We start from the raw sequence: 20,610 nt of genomic DNA, 5'->3' as shown, positions 1-20,610 counted from the left end.
AAGATGTAATGATAAAAATGGGCAGCTTCATTAGACTTATTGATGCCTTGATATTCCGAGGCCGACGCCACCGAGCCACCGAAAAAAATGGACCTGAAGCAGATTCAATACTTCATCGCTTTGTTCGAGGACGGTTCCGTCACGCGCGCGGCCAAGCGATTGAACATCGTGCAGCCGGCGCTGAGCATGCAGATTGCGAAACTTGAAGACGAACTGCATCAACAGCTCTTCGAACGCGGTGCGCATGGCATGGCGCCCACCGCTGCGGGGCGTCTCATGTATCGCCTCTTTTTGCCGATCATGCGCGACCTCGCCCACGCGCGCCAGCAACTCGTGCAGCGCGACGAAGTCGTGACGGGTCATGTCTCCATCGGGCTGATTGCGTCCGTGACCGAGAGCGTGCTCGCCGATTCGCTGTCGCGTTTTCACGCGCGTTATCCGCATGTGGAAGTGACCGTTGCCGATGGCTACACTGCGACGTTCATCGACTGGGTTTCGGGCGGACAACTGGACGCCGCGCTCATCAACAAGCCGCGCGCGCGGCTTTCACTCGACTCGCAACCGCTGCTGGATGAAGAAATGGTGCTGGTGACGAGCGCCACGCACGGTCCTGATTTGCCACATGCAATCGAGCTCGCTCAGTTGCCTGATCTCGAACTCGTATTGCCGACGAAACGTCACGGCCTTCGAGGTGTACTCGATACCGCCGCCCAGCACGAGGACGTATTGCTTGCGCCGCGTTTCGAAATCGACGTACTCAGCACACTCGTGAAAGTAGTGGAGAGCACGCGCTTTGCGACGATCCTCCCGCGCATCGTGGTGGAACGCGCGGTCCGTCGGGGCACGTTGCGCGCCTATCCCATTCTCGCGCCGAGGATCGTCCGGCATATCGTGCGGATCAGTCATCCGCGACGTCCGCTGAGTGCTGCCGCCGAAGCGTTGATTGCAACTATCGCGGATGAATTGCGGCTCGTATCGAGTGAATCGGCAATACACGCCTAGCGCCTTTGTTTCAAGGGTTGCTTCAAGCCTCATTTATCCGGTTCCAGCACCGAGAGAATGTTGCCGGCAGGATCCGTGAACCACGCAATCACAGGACCGCGGGGATCGCGGCAAATGCCCTTGGCATCTGTCTTCAGCTGAGGCATGTTGTATTTTTCGAAACGCACGCCACGTGCAGTGAGTTCATCGACGGTACGTTCCACGTTCGCGACGGGGAAGTTGAGCATGGTGTAGCTCGCCGGCTCATGATTCGCCTTCGGGTAGATCAACACGTGATTGCCACCCGCCAGATGCAATTCCAAAACGCCCATGGAACCGGTCGTGACATCGAGTCCGAGCGTCTCGCCATAGAAAGTTTTAGCTGCATCGAGGTCCGGCACCGAAAACCCGCTGAATGCGCGGCTTTCATTCAATATCGTAGTCATACCTTGTCTCCGTGAGGGTTACACCTGGACGACGAACGACAACCTTCAGAATCGACATCAACCGCAAACTCAAAAAATTTCATTTGTAACTGTGTCACAACCTGCATGGGCAATCGCCAAGCACCCCGATGCGACAATGGGCGAGAGCATGAAAGCGCCGCCGGTCTGTTAATCTGCGCCTTTATTCTGCTGAAGACTTCGCCACATGCAACACGACCTGCCCTTTAACGAACGTGGAATCACCTTTGCCCGCGCGGGTTTGAGCGCTGCGGGCCAGCTTTATCCGCTACGCGATCTGCGCGATGCAACCGTCAAAATGATCCCGCGACAAAAGCCATTACCTATCGCCGTGAGTGTCATTGGCGTGATCGTTGCAGTAATAGGAGGCTTTCTCGGATCGGGCCCGGCGCTGGTGCTCGGCATCATGATCGCGGTGGTCGGATATCTGTCGTGGATCACGCAGGACGTGATTTATCGGATGTACGTGACGGTGCCGGACGGCGAGCGTGAGGTGTTCACTACAAAAGACGAGGAGTTCGCGCAACGCGTGGCAACGCTCGTGCGCGAAGCGGTTGCGGCTCAGACCGCGGCGAAAAGTTCGCCCGAACCGGTTCAAGGAATCAATCCGCTTTAATACATTCTTTACGCGGACATCATTGATCGATGTCCCGCGTTAATGCGCCGCTCGCTAAAGTGGTGGTGTTCCAACCACCGCACGTCGCGAGACGGCGCATCATCCAATGCTTCAGGCAAGCGTTGTTCAAGCAAGCGTTGTTCAGGCAAGCGTAGCTTCCCCGGTCCGTTCCCCGTCCCTGTCAGTGGTCCAGTCGATTGCACGGGCCACGCGCAAACTCCATACGGTAGTCGCCTTCGATGTCACCCTTCCGGGCCTCGATTCCAGCGGACCACGCCGCATATTGCAAAAGGCGCTGGGTGGCGAAGCACGCATGCAGGTCATTGCAACGGATCGCCGCCATGACTGCCTTACGCTTCATGTGGAAGTGCCGTCGCGTTCGCTGAGCGACGTGATAGGCATCATCACTTCGCGCTTCGAGCAGGCGACGCTTGGACGCGCCACGACCTACAGCTTGCGTTGCTGATTAGAGGCACTGGATTCAGGCCGGCTGCGGCATTGCGCCGAAGCCAGGAAGCGGAAGTTGCGCGGACCTTAGCCCGCGCAACTCGCATCGCAGAGAAGAAGCCTACGTGTTCACCACCAACGGCTCCACGTGCCAGATGTGCTTCGCATATTCGGCAATCGTGCGGTCCGACGAGAAAATGCCCATGCCTGCGACGTTTTCAATCGCGCTTCGGGTCCACGCATCTTTGTCGAGGAACTTGGCGTCGACCTCGGCTTGCGCGTGATCGAAGCTGTCGAAATCGGCGAGCACCATATAGTGATCGCCCCAGTCAACGAGCGTGTGGAAGATGTCGTAGAAGCGGTGCGGCTGGTCCGGCGAAAAGTGCCCGAGCCGGATCTGGTCGAGCGCCGTCTTCAGTTCGGGATTCTCCTCGTAGATCTGCCGCGGCCGATAACCCGTCGCACGCAACGCGTCGATCTCCTCGGTCGAATGCCCGAAAATAAACATGTTCTCGCGGCCAACGGCATCGCAGATTTCAATGTTCGCGCCATCCAGCGTGCCAATAGTCAGCGCACCGTTCAACGCAAGCTTCATGTTGCCAGTGCCCGACGCTTCGGTGCCGGCCATCGATATTTGTTGCGACAGATCCGCCGCCGGAATGATCAGCTCGGCAACACTCACCCCATAGTTCGGAATGAACCCGACCTTCAACCGGTCACCAATCAGCGGATCATTATTGACGACCTCTGCCACGTCGTTGATCAGCTTGATGATGGTTTTCGCCATCTTGTAGGCCGAAGCCGCCTTGCCGGCAAACATCACCACGCGCGGCGTCCACGCCTTCTCCGGCGCTTCGCGAATGCGGTTGTATCGCACGATCACATGCAGGATGTTCAGCAACTGCCGCTTGTACTCGTGAATGCGCTTGACCTGGAGATCGAACAGCGCATTCGGGTCGATGATCGCGCCCGTTTCAAGCTTCGCGCGCGCGGCGAGCCGCACCTTGCTAGCGAACTTCGCTTCGTGGAAAGCCGCCATGAACTCCGGATCGTCGCGCCATTCGCGCAAGCGAGCGAGTTCGAACAGGTCGGTACGCCAGCGCGGTCCAAGCCGTTCATCGATAAGCGAAGAGAGTCTCGGACTCGCTTGCGACAACCATCGCCGCGGTGTAATGCCGTTCGTCACATTCGTGAATCGATCGGGATACATGCGCGCGAAATCCGAGAAAATATTCTGCGTCATCAATTGCGAATGCAGCTTCGACACACCGTTCACCGTGTGACTTGCAACAATCGCCAAATGCGCCATGCGCACGCGGCGCTGGCCGTATTCGTCCACGAGCGAAATGCGGCGGATCAACTCCATGTCGCGGCCAAACTTCTCGCCTACTTGCTTGAGGAAATCCGCGTTGATGTCGAAGATGATTTCAAGGTGACGCGGCAACAAACGCGACAACATCTCCACGTCCCACGTTTCGAGCGCTTCGGGCATGAGCGTGTGATTCGTGTACGAGAACATCTGTTGCACGAGTTTCCACGCCTTGTCCCACGGCAGATGATGCGTGTCCACGAGCAGGCGCATCAACTCGGGAATCGCGAGCACCGGATGGGTGTCGTTCAGATGCACCGCGACCTTCTCTGCAAGCCGCCCGAAATGCGTGTGCGTGCGTTGATATCGGCGGATCAGGTCCTGCATGGTCGCCGACACAAAGAAGTATTCCTGCCGCAAACGCAATTCGCGTCCGGCTTGCGTGGAGTCGTCCGGATAAAGCAGACGGGACACGTGTTCCGAGGTATTTTTTGCTTCGACAGAACGACGGTAATCGCCCTGGTTGAACGCGGAAAGATCGAATTCGTCGGTCGCGCGCGCGGACCAGAGGCGCAACGTGTTGGTCGCGGTCGTGGCAAAACCCGGGATCACGGTGTCGTACGCCATGGCGTTCACGTGTTCCGTATCGATCCATTCGGTGCGATCTTCGTGACGAACGGTGCGCCCGCCGAAATGAATCACGTAGTTCACTTCCGGCCGCGGGAATTCCCACGGGTTGCCCGCGCGCAGCCAGTAATCGGGCGTTTCGACCTGATTGCCGTCCACGATGGTCTGCCTGAACATGCCGTATTCATAGCGGATTCCGTAGCCAAAACCCGGAATGCCCACGGTCGCCATGGAATCGAGGAAACAGGCCGCAAGGCGCCCGAGGCCGCCGTTGCCAAGCGCGGCATCGGGCTCGAGGTTTTCGAGGGTGTTGATATCCACGCCGAGGCCGTCAAGCGCTTCACGGACTTCCTCGTGAATGCCAAGCGCAAGCAGCGCGTTGGTGAAGGTCCGGCCGATCAAAAACTCCATCGACAGGTAATAAACACGCTTGACGTCTTGCTCGTATTGCTGCCGCGTGGTTTTCATCCAGCGGGCGACCAGCCGGTCGCGGACCGCCAGTTCCACCGCATGCAGCCAGTCTCGCGGCTGGGCGGTGACGGCATCTTTACCGACGCCGTACATGAGCCGGTTTGAAATGGAGCGCCTGAGCGCATCGACGGTGCTGTTGAGTTGTTCGAACTCCAGGTCGACGGATGTCATCGAACTCTCCAGAAAGCATTCATGCACAAAGCCCTCGGGCACATAGCCTGCGTCGGCCACACCCAAGCGGGACGGGCCGTGGGAACAGGCAGATTACGCTATTTTTATTTTTTTGGTAATGCCTGTGCGACGCGTCAGGGCAGGCGTGGAATATGCGCGACAGCTTGGGTGAGTTCGAATGTTTGTCGCATTTCCGTCATTCCGGAATAAAAATCCGCGACCTCAGCGCCTCTGCTTTTAGTTCGGCTTCCTGAGTGATTGCACGGCTTGCTTCGTCGCGAAATGACGTCCGGAAAGCCTTTCGATCAGCTTGATATAGTGGTCGAGCGAAGGTGTATTGCGCTCAGGTTGCTTCGCGAGATCGTCCCAGCGGCGCAAGGAAAGCGCGTCTTGCGCGAACGGTTTGCGCAGGAATTCTTCCGCTTCTCTGTCGCTGAAAATTCCGCCTTGCAGCTTCAGGCTGCGCACGGAATCGGCCGAGAGCGTCGAGAAATATTCCGCATCAATGGAGCACAAACAGCGCTTTGCATCGACATGAAGACGAATGGGTTCGAGCACGGCGTCGCTGAAAAGCGGCCGCAGAAACGGCAACGCGAAATACTGATGCATGTCGTCGATACCGCGCGCGGTCGGTGTTTCGCCCTGCAGGTTCAACAAGTGACCGAGATCGTGCAGGAAAGCTGCACCGACCAGCGCTTCATCTGCGCCCGCGTCTTCCGCCAGCGCCGCGCTCTGCAAGGCGTGCTGTAGTTGCGTCACGGGTTCGCCGCTGTACGCCATCGAGCCGTAAGTATCGAAAAGATGTCGGATATCCGGCAGTGTCAGCGCCATGTTATTCCCATGGGAGTGAAAAGGTCTTGAGGCTCGTGAAGCTTTTCATGGCTTCCTGGACGCCTTCCTTGTAGCCGAGGCCCGAGTCTTTTATACCGCCGAAAGGTGTCAGTTCTATGCGATAACCCGGCACTTCCCACACGTTGACCGTGCCCACGCGCAACTCGTTCACGAAACGCGTGATGAGATCCGCGCGATCGGTACATACCCCGGACGACAAACCAAATGCGGTGCCGTTGCTGATGCGAATGGCGTCGTCGATGGTATCGAATTCGATGATCGGCGAGACCGGCCCGAAGGTTTCCTCGCGCACCAGCGTCATGGACGGATCGACGCGATCAAGCACGGTCGGCGAGTACAACGCGCCATTGCGGCGGTTGCCGCAGAGCAGGCGCGCGCCTTGTCGAACAGCTTCATTGACGCGCGTCTCGAACGATTCCGCGGCGGCGGCGTCGATCACCGTGCCCATCTGGTTGGCGGTATCGAAGGGATCGCCGTAGCTCCATGCACGCGTTTTTTCGAGCACGAGTTCGGTGAAGCGCGCGGCAATTCCCTTTTGCACCAGCATGCGTTTGACTGCCGTGCATCGCTGGCCGGAGTTCTTGTATGAACCCTGCACGGCGAGCGTCGCGGCGCGTTCGACATCGGCGTCGTCGAGCACGATCAGCGGATCGTTGCCGCCGAGTTCGAGCACCACACGCCGATACCCCGCCTTGGCGGCGATCGCTTTGCCAATCGCCACGCCGCCAGTAAAAGTGACCAGTTCCGCGTGCCGGTGCGTGACGAGTTCATTGGCGATCTCGCGCGGATCGCCGGTCAGGACCTGCAGCATCTGCGCGGGCAAACCGGCTTCGTACAGCACATCGGCGAAGAAATACGCCGACAACGGCACCTTCTCCGAAGGCTTCAGGATCACGCGATTGTTCGTCGCAATCGCGGGCGCGATCTTGTGCGCGACTTGGTTCATCGGATGGTTGAACGGTGTGATCGCGACGATAACGCCCGCAAGCGGTTCGCGTTGCGAAAACACGCGGCGTGCCTTGCCATGGGGTGTTAGATCGCACGAGAAGCTTTGGCCGTCGTCGCGCAAGGCTTCCATCGAAGCGAATTTCAGCACGTCGGCGACACGGCCGATTTCGTATCGCGAGTCCTGTTTCGATAACCCCGACTCCAGCGAAATCAGATCCGATGCTTCCTCCGTGCGCTCACGCATGATCGCCGCGGCACGCTCGAGAATCTGCGAGCGCTCGTAGCGCGTGAGCGTCGCACGATAGTTCGCGGCGTACTCGAAGGCATCGCGCACGTCGTCGATACTCGCCATTGGCACCGTGCCCACGCGCGTATTCGTGTAGGGATCGAAGACATCCAGGTTACGCGTACGTGCTGCACGTTCACCCTTCAGGCGCAGTTTCTCTACCCGCAGCGCGTGCTGTTCGACCGCAAGAACGGCGCTCATGATTCCAGCACCAGATGGTTGAGCGCAATGCTGAATACATCGAAGTTGCGCAGCCGCTTGCCATCGCGCTTCGACTCGAAACCATCCGTTTTTCGATTGAACAGCAACGGCACTTCCTGCTCGGACACGCCGCCATGCGAGCGCAGCGGCACCGTAAGCCCTGAAAGATCGTGATCCGCGCGACGCGTGCCGAGCGCCGTGTTGCGCGCGCTCACGACCACGAGATCGCCCACGCGATCGTTCGGCAGTTCGAACCGCTCGCACGCCGCCGCGTTATCGAGCACGATATCCACGCCCGGCAATTCGGCAATGCGCTTCGCCAGCGCTTTTGCATCGGCGGAACGAGGCAGGTAGATGGTCGCGAACGAACCGAGCGCGCCGTGATGAACCACGTAGGGATCGGTGATTGGAAGGATCACGCGTGCGTTGGGAATGTCGAGCGTTTCATCCAGCCAGTCCTGCAGATACACGACGTTGGGTTCGCCCGTTGCCGGATCGTGCTTGGCGTTCATGCCGTGGTCGGCGGTAAGCCCAATCACCGCGCCAAGCGCGTTCAACCGCGCGAGGTAGCCGTCCATCATGGCGTAGAACGCGTTTGCGCCGTCCGTGCCCGGCGCGAATTTGTGCTGCACGTAATCGGTCGTCGAGAGATACATCAGGTCGATCTCGCGCGTCTCTGCAAGCCGTACGCCGGCCGCGAAGACGAACTCGGAAAGCCCTGCGCTGTAAACGTCGGGAACGGGTTTGCCGACGAGTTCCAGCACGTTGTCGATGCCGTTTTCCGCGAGCGTGGCGGCATCGGCTTTTTCGGCAGAGAAACATATGCCGTCGAGTTGCCATCCGAGCAAACGCCTGAGCTTGTCTTTCGCCGTGACCACCGCGACCTTGTCGCCGCGTTGCGCCGCGGCCGCGAGGATTGTTCCTGCGCGAAGGTACGCCGGGTCGTTCATCATGACCTCGGCGCCCTTGCCGCCGTTTGCATCCGGATCGAAGAAGTAGTTGCCGCAGATGCCGTGCACGGAAGGCGGCACGCCCGTCACGATAGACAAGTTGTTCGGGTTCGTGAACGACGGAATCACGCAATCAGCGCGAAAGGCGGAGCCGCCGTCGAGCATTGTTCCGATAAACGGCGCCACGCCGGCGGCGACCGCCGCTTCGAGATAGTCGAACTCGCAACCGTCGACGCAAACGACAACCGTCAGCGCGCGTGCCGGACCGTAGGCGCGGCCATTGACTTCGACAGACGTTTCAGTGGAGATGGACATGACGTTCCTTTTCGAGCGTGAACCGGCACTTTTTAAATTGGCGCGATCACCATATTTTGACTTACAACGCCAATATTTGCCACATTTTTCGGCGTGAGAAAATATCCCGTTGAAGCGGGATATACATCAGGAAAAAGCTTGAATCAGGCGATACGCCGGCGAGGAACCTTCGCTGCAATCAACAAAAGCGCAGCAAGCGATACGGCCAGCAAGATCAACGAGAGCGCCGACGCCGGCAAGTAATAACCGCGATTCACCTGGCCGACGACAACAATGGGAACCGTTGCAAATCCCGGCGGATAAACGGTCAGCGTCGCGCCGAGTTCACCCAGCGAGAGCGCAAATCCAAGCGCGAGGCTCGCGCGTATTGCGGGCACGAGCTGCGGCAGGACAACGCGTGAAAGGACCATGGAAGGCGGCGCGCCGAGGCTCGCCGCGGCTTCGCGCAAGATCGTGAGTTCGGGACGCAGCGCGGCGGCTGCGCATCGATAACAAAACGGCAGCACCAGCGCCAGTTGCACCAGCACCACGATTGCCGCCGAGCCCGAAATATCCAGCGGCTTCTTGTGATACGCGATCAGCACAGCCAGTCCGAGCACGACGCTCGGCACGCCGTTGGGCATCATCGCGATCGTATCGACCCATGCGCCCACGCCGCGGTGGTCCCGCCCTTCGAGTGCGAGCGCCAGCCAGAGACCCAGAACCGTGCCCAATACCGCCACGCCGAAACCGACTTCAAGGCTTGTTGTCAGCGCGTCGAAGTCACTTGAACCCAGGCGTTCGAACCAGCGCATGCTGAAGCCATCGGGGAGAATCGTTCCCGACCAATGCGACGCAACGCTCGAAAGCGCGACCACGATCACGGGCAGAACAAACAACCAGAAGCATAAAAGCGCGGCGAGGCAGGTGAAGATCCATGCACCGATCCGCTTCAGCGTGAACGGCTTCGAAGTGCTGACAGGCAGCGAAAACTCAGTTGCCATTGCGGCCTCCCGTGCGCCGGTTCACGCGTCTGTAGAGCGCGTACAACGAGAGCGACATCGCCAGCATGACAACCGCGCCGGCCGCTGCTGTCGGCAGATCGAGGTCGACTGTGGCGGAGCTGTAGATTGCCATTGGCAATGTGATCAGATGCGCGCTCCCAAGGACGAGCAAGATGCCGAATTCGTTGAGCGTCAGCAAAAAACACAAGATGGTTCCTGCCGCGATACCCGGCCATGCAAGCGGCAGAATGACCTTGAACGCGACCATCCAGCCGTTCGCGCCGAGGCTCTTCGCGGCTTCGATCAAACGCATGTCGAGTGTTGCAAATGAAGCAAGCGTCGGCCGCACGACGAACGGCGCGTAGAACACGACCTCCGCCAGAATCACGCCGCCGATGCCAAACAGAAAGTCGAGCGGCGGATTCTGCAAGTTGAACAAGCGCTGCAAACCGATGCTCACCGACCCCTGCGATCCATACAAAAAGATCAGCGTGAACGCGACCAGGAACGAAGGAAATGCGACGAACAATTCGAGGAAACGCGTAACGAGTTTGGCGCCCGGGAAGGGCTTGAAAAATAGCATCGACGCAAGCAAAACACCGAGCAACGACGCGAGCGTTGCACTCGCGAAAAGGATGCCAAGCGTAGTGCCGATTACGCCGCTGGTTTCGGGATTGGTGAAGAACGCTGAGTACGCCTGCAAGCTCAAGCCATGCTTGCCGGTCACGCTCAACCACAACAATTGCACGAGCGGATAAATCACCAGCGGTCCGAGCACGACCACCAGAATGAACCAGAGCTGCCACTGCGCACGCCGTTCGCGACGGCGTTTTGCAACCGTGTGCGCGCGGTCGTCAATGACATGTTCACTCGCTGATAAGGACGACATCGTCAACCTCGTGGCGTAGGGAAACACGCGCGCCTTTCTCGGGCATTGGACCATGCGAGCGTTGCATGGTGACGAGCACGGGCTGGCCGGGCAATGCATCGAGCATTACCGAAACCGACAACGCCGCGCCATACCATTCCACCGAAGCAATCGTGCCGTGCAATTGCGCGCTGCCGAGCTGCCCTATCGACAAACATTCGGGACGGATGCACGCGAGCTTGTCGCGTTCGTCGTGCCGTGCGTCGCCAATAGGAAACATGATCGATGGCGGCAACAGATTTGCCGCGCCGAGGTAACGCGCGACGAATGCGTCCTTCGGGTTGTCGTAGAGTTCGCGCGGCGTGCCGAGTTGCGCAATCCGGCCGTCGCGCATCAGCAGCGTGCGATCGGAGAGCACGAGGGCATCGTCCTGATCGTGCGTGACGCAGACTATGGTCAGGTTCGGCAGGCGCTCGTGCAGCGCCTTGAGTTCGGTACGAACCGACGCACGCAGGTTGGCATCGAGTGCGGAAAGGGGTTCATCGAGCAGCAATACGTCGGGCTCGATCACCAGCGCGCGCGCCAGGGCCACACGTTGCTGCATGCCGCCCGAAAGCTGCGCGGGCATCACATGACCGGCATCGCCGAGTTGCACGAGCTTGAGCGCATCGGCCACGCGCCGCGCAATCTCACCGGCTTTCAGACGCCGCGCCCGCAAGCCGAACGCGACGTTATCGAACACTGAAAGATGCGGGAACAGCGCATAGCTTTGAAACAGAAGCCCAAGGTTGCGCTTGAACGGCGGCACGTGCGTGAGGTCGCGCCCGGCCACGGTCAGCCGCCCCGCGAGTCCATCCGCCTCCACGAATCCCGCGATAAACCGCAACAACGTGGTCTTGCCGCAACCGCTGCGGCCGAGCACGGTCAGCAGTTCGCCACGCTCGATGGTCAGAGAAAGGTCGTCGAGCACCGTCCGCGCGCCAAAACGCACGCTCAGGCCTTCGATATGCACGCCGCCGTGGGCCGGCTTCAGTGAATCGGCGGCAGCGGCTTCACGAGTGGCCGGAGCCAGCGTCAAAGTGTTCACGGTTCGCATCCTTCAGGGCTTCGTTCAGGGCTTCGATAAGAACGCAAGCGCTTAAGACTTCGGCTTGACCACGTCGAGCTGCTTGCCCGAATTGCCGATCACGTCGTTCTTCCAGCGCGTGGTCCATGCGGCTTTCTTGTCCATGACCTGATTCCAGTCCACCGGAATCAGCTTCACGCCTGCAATAGCCTGCTTCACTGCTTCGCCATTCTTGCCGGCCAGCGGAACGTCGGTGCGGCCCGGAATGCCGTAGATGTCCGGCACCTTCGCCTGCACTTCCTTCGACATCAGGTAGTCCACCAGTTTCTTGCCTTCGGCCTGATTCGGTCCGCCCTTGATGAGACCGATTGCGTAGGGAAGCTGGAACGTGGTCGGCGCTTCGCCGGCTTTCGCGGAAAGGAAGATCGGCTTGAGCGAAAGCCCGCCATTGGTGGCGTCATCGAGGTCCATCTGCAAGTCGCCGTTCGCGAACGAGATCTCGTTGCGCGAGAGCAAAACGTCGAGATAACCCGTGCCCTTCGTATGGAATTTCGCGCTCTTCTCGAGATCCTTCAGGTAGTCGAAGGCTTTGTCCTCGCCCATCAGCGCGCTTGTCAGAATGATCACGGCCATGCCGTCGCCGGCGGTCGCGGGATTCGAATAAGCGATCTTGCCGCCGAAGTCCGGATGCAACAAATCGCCAAATGTCTTCGGTACGGTCTTCGTGATTTCCGGGTTGATCGCGAACGAGAAATAGTTGTTCACGAAGGTCGCCCACGCGCCATCCGATGCCTTCGCGATCGCCGGCACGTTCGTGTAGTTCACGCTTTGATACGGCTGCAGCAAACCGCTCTGCGATGCCTGCTGGATGAACGGCGGCAGCGTCACGAGCACGTCCGCCTTCGGCGAATCCTTTTCCACTTGCGCCCGGTTCACCACTTCCCCGCTACCCGCCGTGACGATATTCACCTTCACGCCTTCCTTTTTCTCGAAGGCAGGCAGAACGTCCTTGTACAGGTTTTCCAGGCCGTCGGCCGTGTAGAGCACGACTGCATCGGCGGCATGTGCCTGCACGCTCAGCATGCTCATGAAGGCGGTCACGGCAACACTGATAGCAAGACGAGGTGCGGAAAAGCGATTTTTTGTCATGTTGCAAGTTCTCCGGAAGGCAAAATAACCAGGTGGCGTGAGGGTGGACGCGCGGGTTTTTCTGCGGCCGCTTGCATCCGATGATTCAGTGGCGCGGAGGTCGATTCCTGACTACCAGCAGCCGGATCGAAGCATCACAGAACTTCATGACAGCGCTATGACGATGCCACATTTCTACAACAAAGAACACATTTCGCCAAAATTCGGCTTAAACTATTTTCCCTCTGACCAGAATTCTGAAAGGGAGAAGAACGTGATCAACGGAAGTGACCCGATTTTGCTGACGCCCGGCCCACTGACCACGTCGCCGGCTACACGTCAGGCAATGCTGCGGGACTGGGGATCATGGGATGCGGCTTTCAACCAGATGACACATTCAATATGCCGCGACCTTCTCGCTATCGTCTCCGGTCAAAAAGATTTTGTATGCGTGCCCATGCAGGGAAGCGGCACGTTTTCGGTCGAAGCCGCGCTCGGCTCGCTCGTGCCGCGCAATGCAGTCGTGCTGGTGCCGAACAACGGCGCGTACTGCGCGCGTTTGCTGAAGATCCTCGAGCGGCTCGGGGTATCGGCGATCGAACTGAAATTGCGCGACGACGAGGCGGCAAGCGTTGCGCGTATCGAAGAAATGTTCCTGCGCGAGCCGCGCATCACGCACGTGGCGCAAGTGCATCTGGAAACGAGCGCGGGATTGCTCAATCCGCTCGATGACATCGCCGCGTCGTGCGCTCGGTTTGACAAGCGCCTGATCGTCGATGCAATGAGCTCATTCGGCGCGTTGCCCATCGATGTATCGAAAAGTGGTATCGACGCGGTGATCTCGGCGAGCGGAAAATGTCTCGAAGGCGTGCCGGGAATGGGCTTCGTGATCGTGCGAAAGAGCTTGCTGGAAGCATCGGAAGGCATTTCGCGTTCGCTCGCACTCGATCTCTTCGATCAATACGCGTACATGCAAAAGACCACGCAATGGCGCTTCACGCCGCCTACGCACGTGGTCGCCGCGTTGCGCGCGGCGCTCGATCAGTTCACGCTGGAAGGCGGTCAGGCAGCGCGTGGTGCACGATACCGCCGCAATTGCGCGGCGTTGATCGACGGCATGGCAACGCTCGGATTTACGCCTTTCCTGGATGCTTCGGTGCAGGCGCCCGTGATCGTCACGTTCCATGCGCCGCGCGATCCGGCCTACGATTTCAAGCGCTTTTACGAAGCCGTGCGCGACGCGGGTTACGTGCTTTATCCGGGCAAGCTGACAGAAGTGGAGACGTTTCGCGTGGGGTGTATTGGCGCTATCGATGCCAACGAAATGCATAACGCGGTGGCTGCGATCGGCCGCGCGCTGAACACTTTGCAAGTGCGGCTCGCGGCGTAACGCATGCCTGCGATGCAGTCAGGCGATGACCAGTTCCGGCCCGCGCGCGGCAATGGCCTTTCGCAACGCTTTATCGGGCGCGAGTTCGGTGATCAAATACCGCGCTTTCTCGAAATCGCGAATGCGGACCGGCGTGACGTGGCCGAACTTCGAATGATCCGCAACGATGGCGGCGACGCTCGCCGCCACGATCATCCTGCTGCGCACTTCGGCGGCAAGCCGCGAATAGTCGGTCAGGTAGCCGTCGGACGTGATCGCGCCCGCGCCCACGAACGCGAAATCCACGTGATATTGCGAAAGTTGCTGCACGGTGTCGAGCCCGAACGTAGCGTCCTCGTTGTCCGAGAGTTCGCCGCCGAGCAGCGTGACCTTGTTGTCGTTGCGCCGGCCGAGCAGCAGCGCGATGCGCCAGTCATTGGTGTAGACCGTCAGGCGATGCCGGTCGCCGAGCGCGCGCGCCACGGCTTGCGTGGTGCTGCCCGAATCGATGATCACCGACGCGCCGTCGGGCACGAATTGCGCGGCGCGCTCGCCTATTGCGCGCTTGGCCGATGCGTTCGCCGCCTCGCGCACGTCGAGGTCCGGCTCGCGCCGGTCGTTCGACAATGCACCGCCATGTGTGGTCGCGATCAGACCGCGTTCCGCAAGTGCGTTGAGATCGCGGCGAATCGTTTCACGCGATACGTCGAGCGCGCGCACGAGTTCGGCGACCGACAACGCGCCGTTCTTCGACAACTCGGACAAGATGTATTGGTGGCGTTGTTCGGCGAGCATCGGGGCGACCGGACAGGCCGGCAATGAAATGGACATCGGTTAAAAGACATGAAACCGCGCGTATTGTAGTACGCCGAACGCCTCGATAAACCCTAATGACGACAACCCCTCACACAGATGTAGCCATCATCGGCGCCGGCATTCTTGGCTTGGCGCACGCCCACGCGTTCGCCCGGCGCGGCTTGCGCGTGACGGTTTTCGAGCGCAGCGGCAGCCCGACTGGCGCGTCAATCCGCAACTTCGGCATGGTGCTGGTCACCGGCCAGCCACCGGGCGCAATGCATGCGCTCGCTCGCGAATCCAGGGAAATATGGCTTGGCTGGGCGCGCGATGCCGGCTTGCATATGCGCCGTTCCGGCTCGCTGATGTTTGCCCGAAGCCCGGCGGAAGCGCGCGTCATGGAGGCATTCGCCGAGACGCGCGCCCGCGAGTCAGGTTATGACGCGGCCATGCTGTCACGCGCCGCGCTGAACGATCTCTACGATGGCCGCTTCAGCAAACATCACGCTGCGATGCACGGACGCGCCGACCTGCAAGTTTTTTCGCGCGAGGCGGTGCCAGCGTTGATCGACTATTTGCGGCGCGCGCATAGCGTGGATTTTCGCTTCGGAACCTTGGTGCGCAATATCGATGGCGGGATTATCGATACGACCGCAGGCGAGTGGCGCGCCGAACAAGTGGTCGTGTGCGCCGGGCACGATTATCTGTCGCTGCTCGCGCCGGAACTCGCCGCAATCGAACCGCGTGTCTGCCGTTTGCAGATGCTGCGCGTGAAGCCGGCCGAACCATTCGCGCTCGATCACGCGGTGCTGACCGGCCTGAGTTGCCTGCATTACGGCGCATTTTCGGATCTCCCCGAAGCGGCCGCGCTGCATGAAGAAGTCGCGGCGCTCGAACCCGCGCTGCTCGAACATGGCATCCATTTACTGGCGAGTCCAACGCCGGCGGGCGACCTGATCATCGGCGATTCGCATGATTACGGCGATGATCCGTCGCCGTTCAACGCGGCTGGTATCGACGAAATGCTGCTCGGGCTGGCCGAAAGCACGATCGGCGGCAAGCTCGACGTGATCGAACGATGGCAAGGCGTCTACGGCGCGCGCACCGGCACGTCGGATGCACCGTTTTCCGTGCTGCGGACAGCGCCCAACGTCACGGGCGTATTCATGCACAGCGGAGTGGGAATGAGCGTCGGGCCGGCGCTGGGCGAGCGCGTGGCGAGTCATTTGATCGATGGAACTACATTGCCCGGCGTGTGACGTCTTGTCGCAGGGCAGGGAGTTATCGATTGAGCGGCAAGAAAATGTTTCCTCGCCGAAAGCAATGTCTGCCGCAGGCGCCGTTAGACTCGATGCCTTTCTTTGCGACAAAGCGGAGCATGAAGCGATGAGCTACAAGAAAGGCATTGTGCTGGAGATCCAGTTTCCACCCGACCGTCTGAACGATGGCGCCGGGGACCCGTACTGGATCGACCTGACACTCGATGAAGCGCGTCGGCTTCATGACCAGCTTGCGCGGCGTTTCGCGGGGGAAACACAGGCGAATCAGCCGCTCGACACGTTCACCATCGAATGAAAATGACTGCAGCGTTCAACCGCCGGTACAGGTCGAACTCGACAGGTTCCTGAACTGATTCGACCAGTCGCCGCTCATGGCGGCCTGCGCCGCCGCGAGCGAAAGGTCCCCCGTGCACACGCAGCGCTTCAGGAACACCGCGAGCCGTTCCTTGCGGCGCTGGCCGGCGCGACCATCCCAACGGCGTATATCGAGATTCGCGACAGCCGTCGGCGAGCCGCCGAGCAGCACGGGCATGCGGTGATCGAGCGCGTATTGCGACGCGTTCGCCGGGTCCACCTTGCGCTGCTTGAGCAACTGGTCTTTTTGCCGTTGCAGGGTCTCGAACGGAGGCAGCACGTCGTCGGCGTAACCCGGACGGCAAATCGTGTCCACGATGGTCGTCTGCTTCACGCGCGGGTCCAGCAGCTCAGGTCGCTGCGCATGCGCCGCATTTCCCGCAGCCAGCAGCAACCACGCGGCCGCAACCGCCAGACGCGAACCATGCCGGTGATACGAAAGAGGCCTTCTATTCATTCGGCGAGCGCGCCGCGCCGGAAACAGCGCAGCAAAATGTCGGAGCGAGAGGAGGGCCTAATTAAAACACATGCGCGACTCGATAATCGCAATGGACATTAATGGTGAACCCGAACTTGCGCGCGAGTAATCGCTTCAGGCGTCGCTTTGTGTCAGCGCGGCGTGTTGTGCCAACGCCGTATCGAGCGCTATCGCTTCGTGGCTGAAACGTGTGTAAGCGCGGTCGAGTTCCGCCATGTCAGGCGCCTGGCCGCCCTCTTCGCGTTGCGCGATCAAGCGTTGCAATGCTATGCACGCATCGGCGAAAGGCCTGGCGCCAATTACCAAAGCCGCTCCCTTCATGCGATGCACGAGTTCGTGCATCCGGCGGAAATCGCCGGTGGCGCGCGCGGTGCGGGTTTCATCGAGATCGATCTGATTCGCCCATTTCAACGCATCGATCAAAGGCGCCGCCTGGTCGCCATAACTCTTCAGGAGGTCTGCGTCGAAGCGTGGTGAATTGACAGCCAATGATTTCATCTGATGATTTTCGTCCGCAGCGTACGGCGCTGTCATCACGGATTGCCGGTCAATCGTATTCGATGGAAAAGCGTGCGCCGGACCATAAGCTCGAGTGCGTACGGTGCGCTTCGACAAACGAATGGGTGCATCGGATACCGGGAAAAATCGTGCATAAGCGTCGTGCGATTCATGGCCGGCATTCGTCGCGGCGGACGCATCTTCCACATCTTGCGAAGCGAGCACGAGCGCAAGGCGCAGCGCGTCGAGCCCCAGCGGCTTGACCAGACACTGCGTCATGCCGGCCGCAAGCGCGTGGTCAATAGCCTCACGCTGCGCATTCGCGGTTACGCCAACGATGGGTATGCGCGCGCCCTGCCCTTCGGCTTCACGCTTGCGAATTGCGCGGGCGAGATCTTCGCCGCTCATCACGGGCATCGAGCAGTCGGTCAGGATCAAATCGAATGGAAAACCATCGCGCTGCTGCTGGTCCCATCGAGCGAAAGCGGCCGCGCCTTCGCACGCTGTTTCGGTCTCGCAGCCAAGATTCTTCAACTGGCTTGCAAGCAGGATCAGGTTGGCAGGATGATCGTCGACCACGAGTACTCGCAGACCGGCGCGCACAGGCGTTTCGATGTGCTCGGACACGGCATTGTTCAAAGGCGGTTCGACCGGTGGGAAGCTCACCTTGACGGTGAAGCGGCTGCCCTGCCCGGGCACGCTCGATAACGATACAGTGCCGTTCATCATCGTCATGAGCCGCCTGCAGATGGTCAAGCCAAGACCGGTGCCGCCGAACCTTCCCGGCCGTTCCTGACGTGCCTGCGTGAACGGTGCGAACAGCAGCGCTTGTTGGTCGGGCGCGATTCCGAGACCGGTATCGGAGACGGTAAAAACAAATGCGCAACGCGTGTTCGTCTGCGTGATCGAATACTCGATCGCGACCTCGCCGGCATCGGTGAACTTGATCGCGTTCGATAACAAATTCCCCAGCACCTGCCGCAAGCGCAACGCGTCCGCCGATACCCACGCATGCTCATGTCCCTGCTCATGTCCCTGCCCACGCTCGCCGTTCGCGCGAACCAGAAGCGTCAAACCTTTCACGCGCGCCGCCGGTTCGTAGATCGCGGCGACGCTCCGCACCCACGCCCGGAGCTCGACCGGTGCGGGCGTCAACGTGAGACGCCCGGCTTCGATCTTGGCCATGTCGAGGATATCGTCGATCATGCCGAGCAGATCACGCGCGGCATTGTGCGCGGTGCCGAGCGCCTTGACCGTCGATACACGATCGCCTGGGCTCCGCAATTCGAGTTCGAGCAGGCCGAGGACGGCGTTCATCGGCGTGCGGATTTCGTGGCTCATCGCGGCGAGGAATACCGACTTTGCACGGTTCGCGCTTTCTGCATCGTTTCGCGCACGCCGCATGGCCTGCTCGGCAATGCGGCGCCGGTTGACCTGGTCCTTCAGCGAGAGTCCCCATCCCGCGAGCAATGCGAGCAAGGTCGCGGCCAGCAGTGCGCCGAAAATGACTTGCGGTCGCCGCTGTTCCCATTTGCTTTCCGGATGTTCGATCAGCAACCATCGGCGACGGATTGCATCGAGTTCAGCAGGCTGCATGTGCGCAATCGCCTTGTTCACGATGGACAGCAACATCGGTTCTCCGCGTGCGACGAGAAAACCGTGCTGCACGGGTTGATCGATGAACGCGCCGGTGATCGCAAGCTTGCCGCGATACGTATTGCCTACTGCATAGTTCGCGAAGGTCATGTCGACGATCGTCGCGTCCGCGTCGCCGTTGAGCACGGCGTCGAACTGGCCATTGATAGGCGATGTCTCCACGATTCGCGCCGTCGGCACGCGTTCGCGCAACATGCTGATCAGCACATGGTTAGGCCATAACGCAACGCGTTTTCCGTCGAGCGCCCGGGCGTCGTGAAGTGGCGTGGTGCCGGCGCGCGTCACGATTGCGAGCACGCCTTCGCCATACGGTTTGGCCTGCACGAACTGCGGCGGAATCTGCCCCATGCTAAGTCCATACGGAATCAGGGCCGAGTTGCCATCGGCGATATCGTCGGTAACGGCTTTGACCGAATCGCGCAAATGTCCCTCGAACGTGAGCCCCGTCAACGCGCCGATAGCCGACAACATATCGATGGCAAGTCCCGCCGGCTTGCCTCTGGAATCGCGGAACGTCAGGGGCGCAGCGTTTGCATACATGGAATAGTCGATCACCGGATGCGCCGCGATCCAGGCTAGCTCGGCTTCGTTCAATCTGAGCGGCTGATTGAATGTGACGGCTGCGTCGACGGCCCAGCGCGCACGCACTTCCATCAGGAAACGCGGCGGCAATGCAGCGAGTGCCGCATCCACGCGCCGACGCAAGGCTTCGCCGGTTGCGTCGGCGGCAAATGCGAAGCTGTAGCCGGCTTCATCGAACGGAGCAAATCCGGAAAGCGTAAGGTTGACCAGATCGAAATGATCGACCGCGTAACCCGCTGTGATCAGGTCGCCGACAAAGGCGTCGGCGTCGCCCAGCGATACCGCGAGCAATGCGCTCAACGTATTGCGATAAGCGGCGGGATGCATCGATGGATACGCGTTTTGCAATCGCTGCGGCGACGTCTGCGATTCAACATACGCAATCTTGCCATTACGCGTGCCGGCGACCCGGCGCTCCGCGTAGACCTGCTTGGTCGCGACATACGGCCTGCTGTAAAGCAATGGGCCGCCGCTGTCGTTTCCCGTTGCGCTGGTCGCCACATCTATTCGATGCTGCCGCAACGCTTCGATCATCGCAGCGCGATCGGCGAAAGCCTGCCATTGAACCGTCCGCTGCAACGCGCCCGCAATACGTTGCGCAAAATCCGCCGACACACCGCGCACCGCATTGTCCGGATCATTCGGATTACTCATTTCCATGGGCGGCAACGCGCCAGGAATAACGCCCACCACCAATGGTTTTGATTGCCCGGCATTTGCTGAAACACATAAGGCACAAAGCAAACAAAATAATAACGCCGCGCAAAACGACCAGGCACTACGTGAATAGCGTGGCATTTTTATCGTGACGAGCGTCCTTGGTAATGCCATTGCAATTCCCTAAAGAACGACGCAATACACGCCTGATTCAAGCAGTTCGCCAGTGTCGCAAATTCACGTCGCGAGGCCAACGCA

18 protein-coding genes are annotated in these 20,610 nt (G+C 60.0%); 6 read left to right on the top strand and 12 right to left on the bottom strand.

Annotation, left to right across the window (positions count from 1 at the left end; translation table 11 throughout):
* The first annotated feature begins 87 nt into the window (after positions 1-87).
* Positions 88-1,002, top strand: coding sequence for a LysR family transcriptional regulator (locus ASG35_RS24390; protein ID WP_056363652.1), 915 nt, complete (start codon positions 88-90; stop codon positions 1,000-1,002).
* Between the two features lie 29 nt (positions 1,003-1,031).
* Here the strand turns inward: ASG35_RS24390 and ASG35_RS24385 are convergent, their stop codons facing one another.
* Positions 1,032-1,427 carry a VOC family protein gene (locus ASG35_RS24385; RefSeq protein ID WP_235527697.1) on the bottom strand — a complete coding sequence of 132 codons (396 nt, stop codon included), beginning with the start codon at positions 1,425-1,427 and terminating at the stop codon, positions 1,032-1,034.
* 205 nt (positions 1,428-1,632) lie between these two features.
* Between ASG35_RS24385 and ASG35_RS24380 the strand changes: the two genes are divergently transcribed.
* The gene (locus tag ASG35_RS24380) at positions 1,633-2,061 is read left to right on the top strand and encodes a DUF6232 family protein (protein WP_056363650.1); all 429 of its coding nucleotides are present in this window, start codon (positions 1,633-1,635) and stop codon (positions 2,059-2,061) included.
* 106 nt (positions 2,062-2,167) lie between these two features.
* Entirely contained in the window at positions 2,168-2,527 is a 360-nt protein-coding gene (locus ASG35_RS24375) for a hypothetical protein (RefSeq protein WP_235527694.1), read from the top strand.
* Between the two features lie 102 nt (positions 2,528-2,629).
* On the opposite strand, the gene ASG35_RS24370 is transcribed toward ASG35_RS24375, so the two are convergent.
* The 8 genes from ASG35_RS24370 to phnS all read right to left on the bottom strand — a co-directional run bounded on the left by ASG35_RS24370 (position 2,630) and on the right by phnS (position 12,704).
* On the bottom strand, positions 2,630-5,086 hold the full coding sequence (locus ASG35_RS24370) for a glycogen/starch/alpha-glucan phosphorylase (RefSeq protein ID WP_056363898.1): 2,457 nt from the start codon (positions 5,084-5,086) through the stop codon (positions 2,630-2,632).
* A gap of 237 nt (positions 5,087-5,323) precedes the next feature.
* A complete protein-coding gene (locus ASG35_RS24365) occupies positions 5,324-5,917 on the bottom strand; it encodes a phosphonate degradation HD-domain oxygenase (protein ID WP_056363646.1) in 594 nt (197 codons plus the stop codon).
* Position 5,918: 1 nt separating this feature from the next.
* Positions 5,919-7,373 (bottom strand): phosphonoacetaldehyde dehydrogenase, encoded by a 1,455-nt coding sequence (gene phnY, locus ASG35_RS24360; protein WP_056363644.1) that lies wholly within the window; start codon positions 7,371-7,373, stop codon positions 5,919-5,921.
* Positions 7,370-8,638 (bottom strand): phosphonoacetate hydrolase, encoded by a 1,269-nt coding sequence (gene phnA / locus ASG35_RS24355; RefSeq protein WP_056363642.1) that lies wholly within the window; start codon positions 8,636-8,638, stop codon positions 7,370-7,372. The genes phnY and phnA overlap by 4 nt, the downstream gene beginning before the upstream one ends.
* 143 nt (positions 8,639-8,781) lie before the next feature.
* Entirely contained in the window at positions 8,782-9,621 is an 840-nt protein-coding gene (phnV, locus tag ASG35_RS24350; protein WP_056363640.1) for a 2-aminoethylphosphonate ABC transport system, membrane component PhnV, read from the bottom strand.
* Positions 9,611-10,510: a 2-aminoethylphosphonate ABC transporter permease subunit gene (locus ASG35_RS24345; protein WP_056363638.1), complete on the bottom strand. Its 900-nt coding sequence runs from the start codon at positions 10,508-10,510 to the stop codon at positions 9,611-9,613. Before ASG35_RS24345 ends, phnV begins: the two co-directional genes overlap by 11 nt.
* Positions 10,488-11,576 (bottom strand): 2-aminoethylphosphonate ABC transport system ATP-binding subunit PhnT, encoded by a 1,089-nt coding sequence (gene phnT, locus ASG35_RS24340; RefSeq protein WP_442854861.1) that lies wholly within the window; start codon positions 11,574-11,576, stop codon positions 10,488-10,490. Before phnT ends, ASG35_RS24345 begins: the two co-directional genes overlap by 23 nt.
* A 51-nt stretch (positions 11,577-11,627) precedes the next feature.
* Positions 11,628-12,704, bottom strand: a complete 1,077-nt coding sequence (gene phnS / locus ASG35_RS24335) for a 2-aminoethylphosphonate ABC transporter substrate-binding protein (RefSeq protein ID WP_056363636.1) — start codon at positions 12,702-12,704, stop codon at positions 11,628-11,630.
* A 253-nt stretch (positions 12,705-12,957) separates the two neighbouring features.
* On the opposite strand from phnS, the gene ASG35_RS24330 reads away from it, so the two are divergent.
* The gene (locus ASG35_RS24330) at positions 12,958-14,073 is read left to right on the top strand and encodes a 2-aminoethylphosphonate--pyruvate transaminase (protein WP_056363894.1); all 1,116 of its coding nucleotides are present in this window, start codon (positions 12,958-12,960) and stop codon (positions 14,071-14,073) included.
* A gap of 18 nt (positions 14,074-14,091) precedes the next feature.
* On the opposite strand, the gene ASG35_RS24325 is transcribed toward ASG35_RS24330, so the two are convergent.
* On the bottom strand, positions 14,092-14,847 hold the full coding sequence (locus ASG35_RS24325; protein ID WP_056363634.1) for a DeoR/GlpR family DNA-binding transcription regulator: 756 nt from the start codon (positions 14,845-14,847) through the stop codon (positions 14,092-14,094).
* A gap of 95 nt (positions 14,848-14,942) precedes the next feature.
* On the opposite strand from ASG35_RS24325, the gene ASG35_RS24320 reads away from it, so the two are divergent.
* Positions 14,943-16,106, top strand: coding sequence for a TIGR03364 family FAD-dependent oxidoreductase (locus ASG35_RS24320; protein ID WP_056363632.1), 1,164 nt, complete (start codon positions 14,943-14,945; stop codon positions 16,104-16,106).
* A 127-nt stretch (positions 16,107-16,233) separates the two neighbouring features.
* The gene (locus tag ASG35_RS24315; RefSeq protein ID WP_056363892.1) at positions 16,234-16,422 is read left to right on the top strand and encodes a hypothetical protein; all 189 of its coding nucleotides are present in this window, start codon (positions 16,234-16,236) and stop codon (positions 16,420-16,422) included.
* Between the two features lie 15 nt (positions 16,423-16,437).
* Here ASG35_RS24315 and ASG35_RS24310 read toward each other — a convergent pair whose 3' ends face one another.
* Positions 16,438-16,938 carry a hypothetical protein gene (locus ASG35_RS24310; RefSeq protein ID WP_056363630.1) on the bottom strand — a complete coding sequence of 167 codons (501 nt, stop codon included), beginning with the start codon at positions 16,936-16,938 and terminating at the stop codon, positions 16,438-16,440.
* Positions 16,939-17,073: 135 nt separating this feature from the next.
* Positions 17,074-20,493 (bottom strand): ATP-binding protein, encoded by a 3,420-nt coding sequence (locus tag ASG35_RS24305; RefSeq protein ID WP_268761138.1) that lies wholly within the window; start codon positions 20,491-20,493, stop codon positions 17,074-17,076.
* Positions 20,494-20,610 lie beyond the last annotated feature (117 nt).

The sequence above is a fragment of the Burkholderia sp. Leaf177 genome (assembly GCF_001424345.1).
Taxonomy (GTDB): Bacteria; Pseudomonadota; Gammaproteobacteria; order Burkholderiales; family Burkholderiaceae; genus Caballeronia.
The sequence above is the reverse complement of the archived record's forward strand: the minus strand, read 5'-3'. Positions and strand labels throughout refer to the sequence as shown.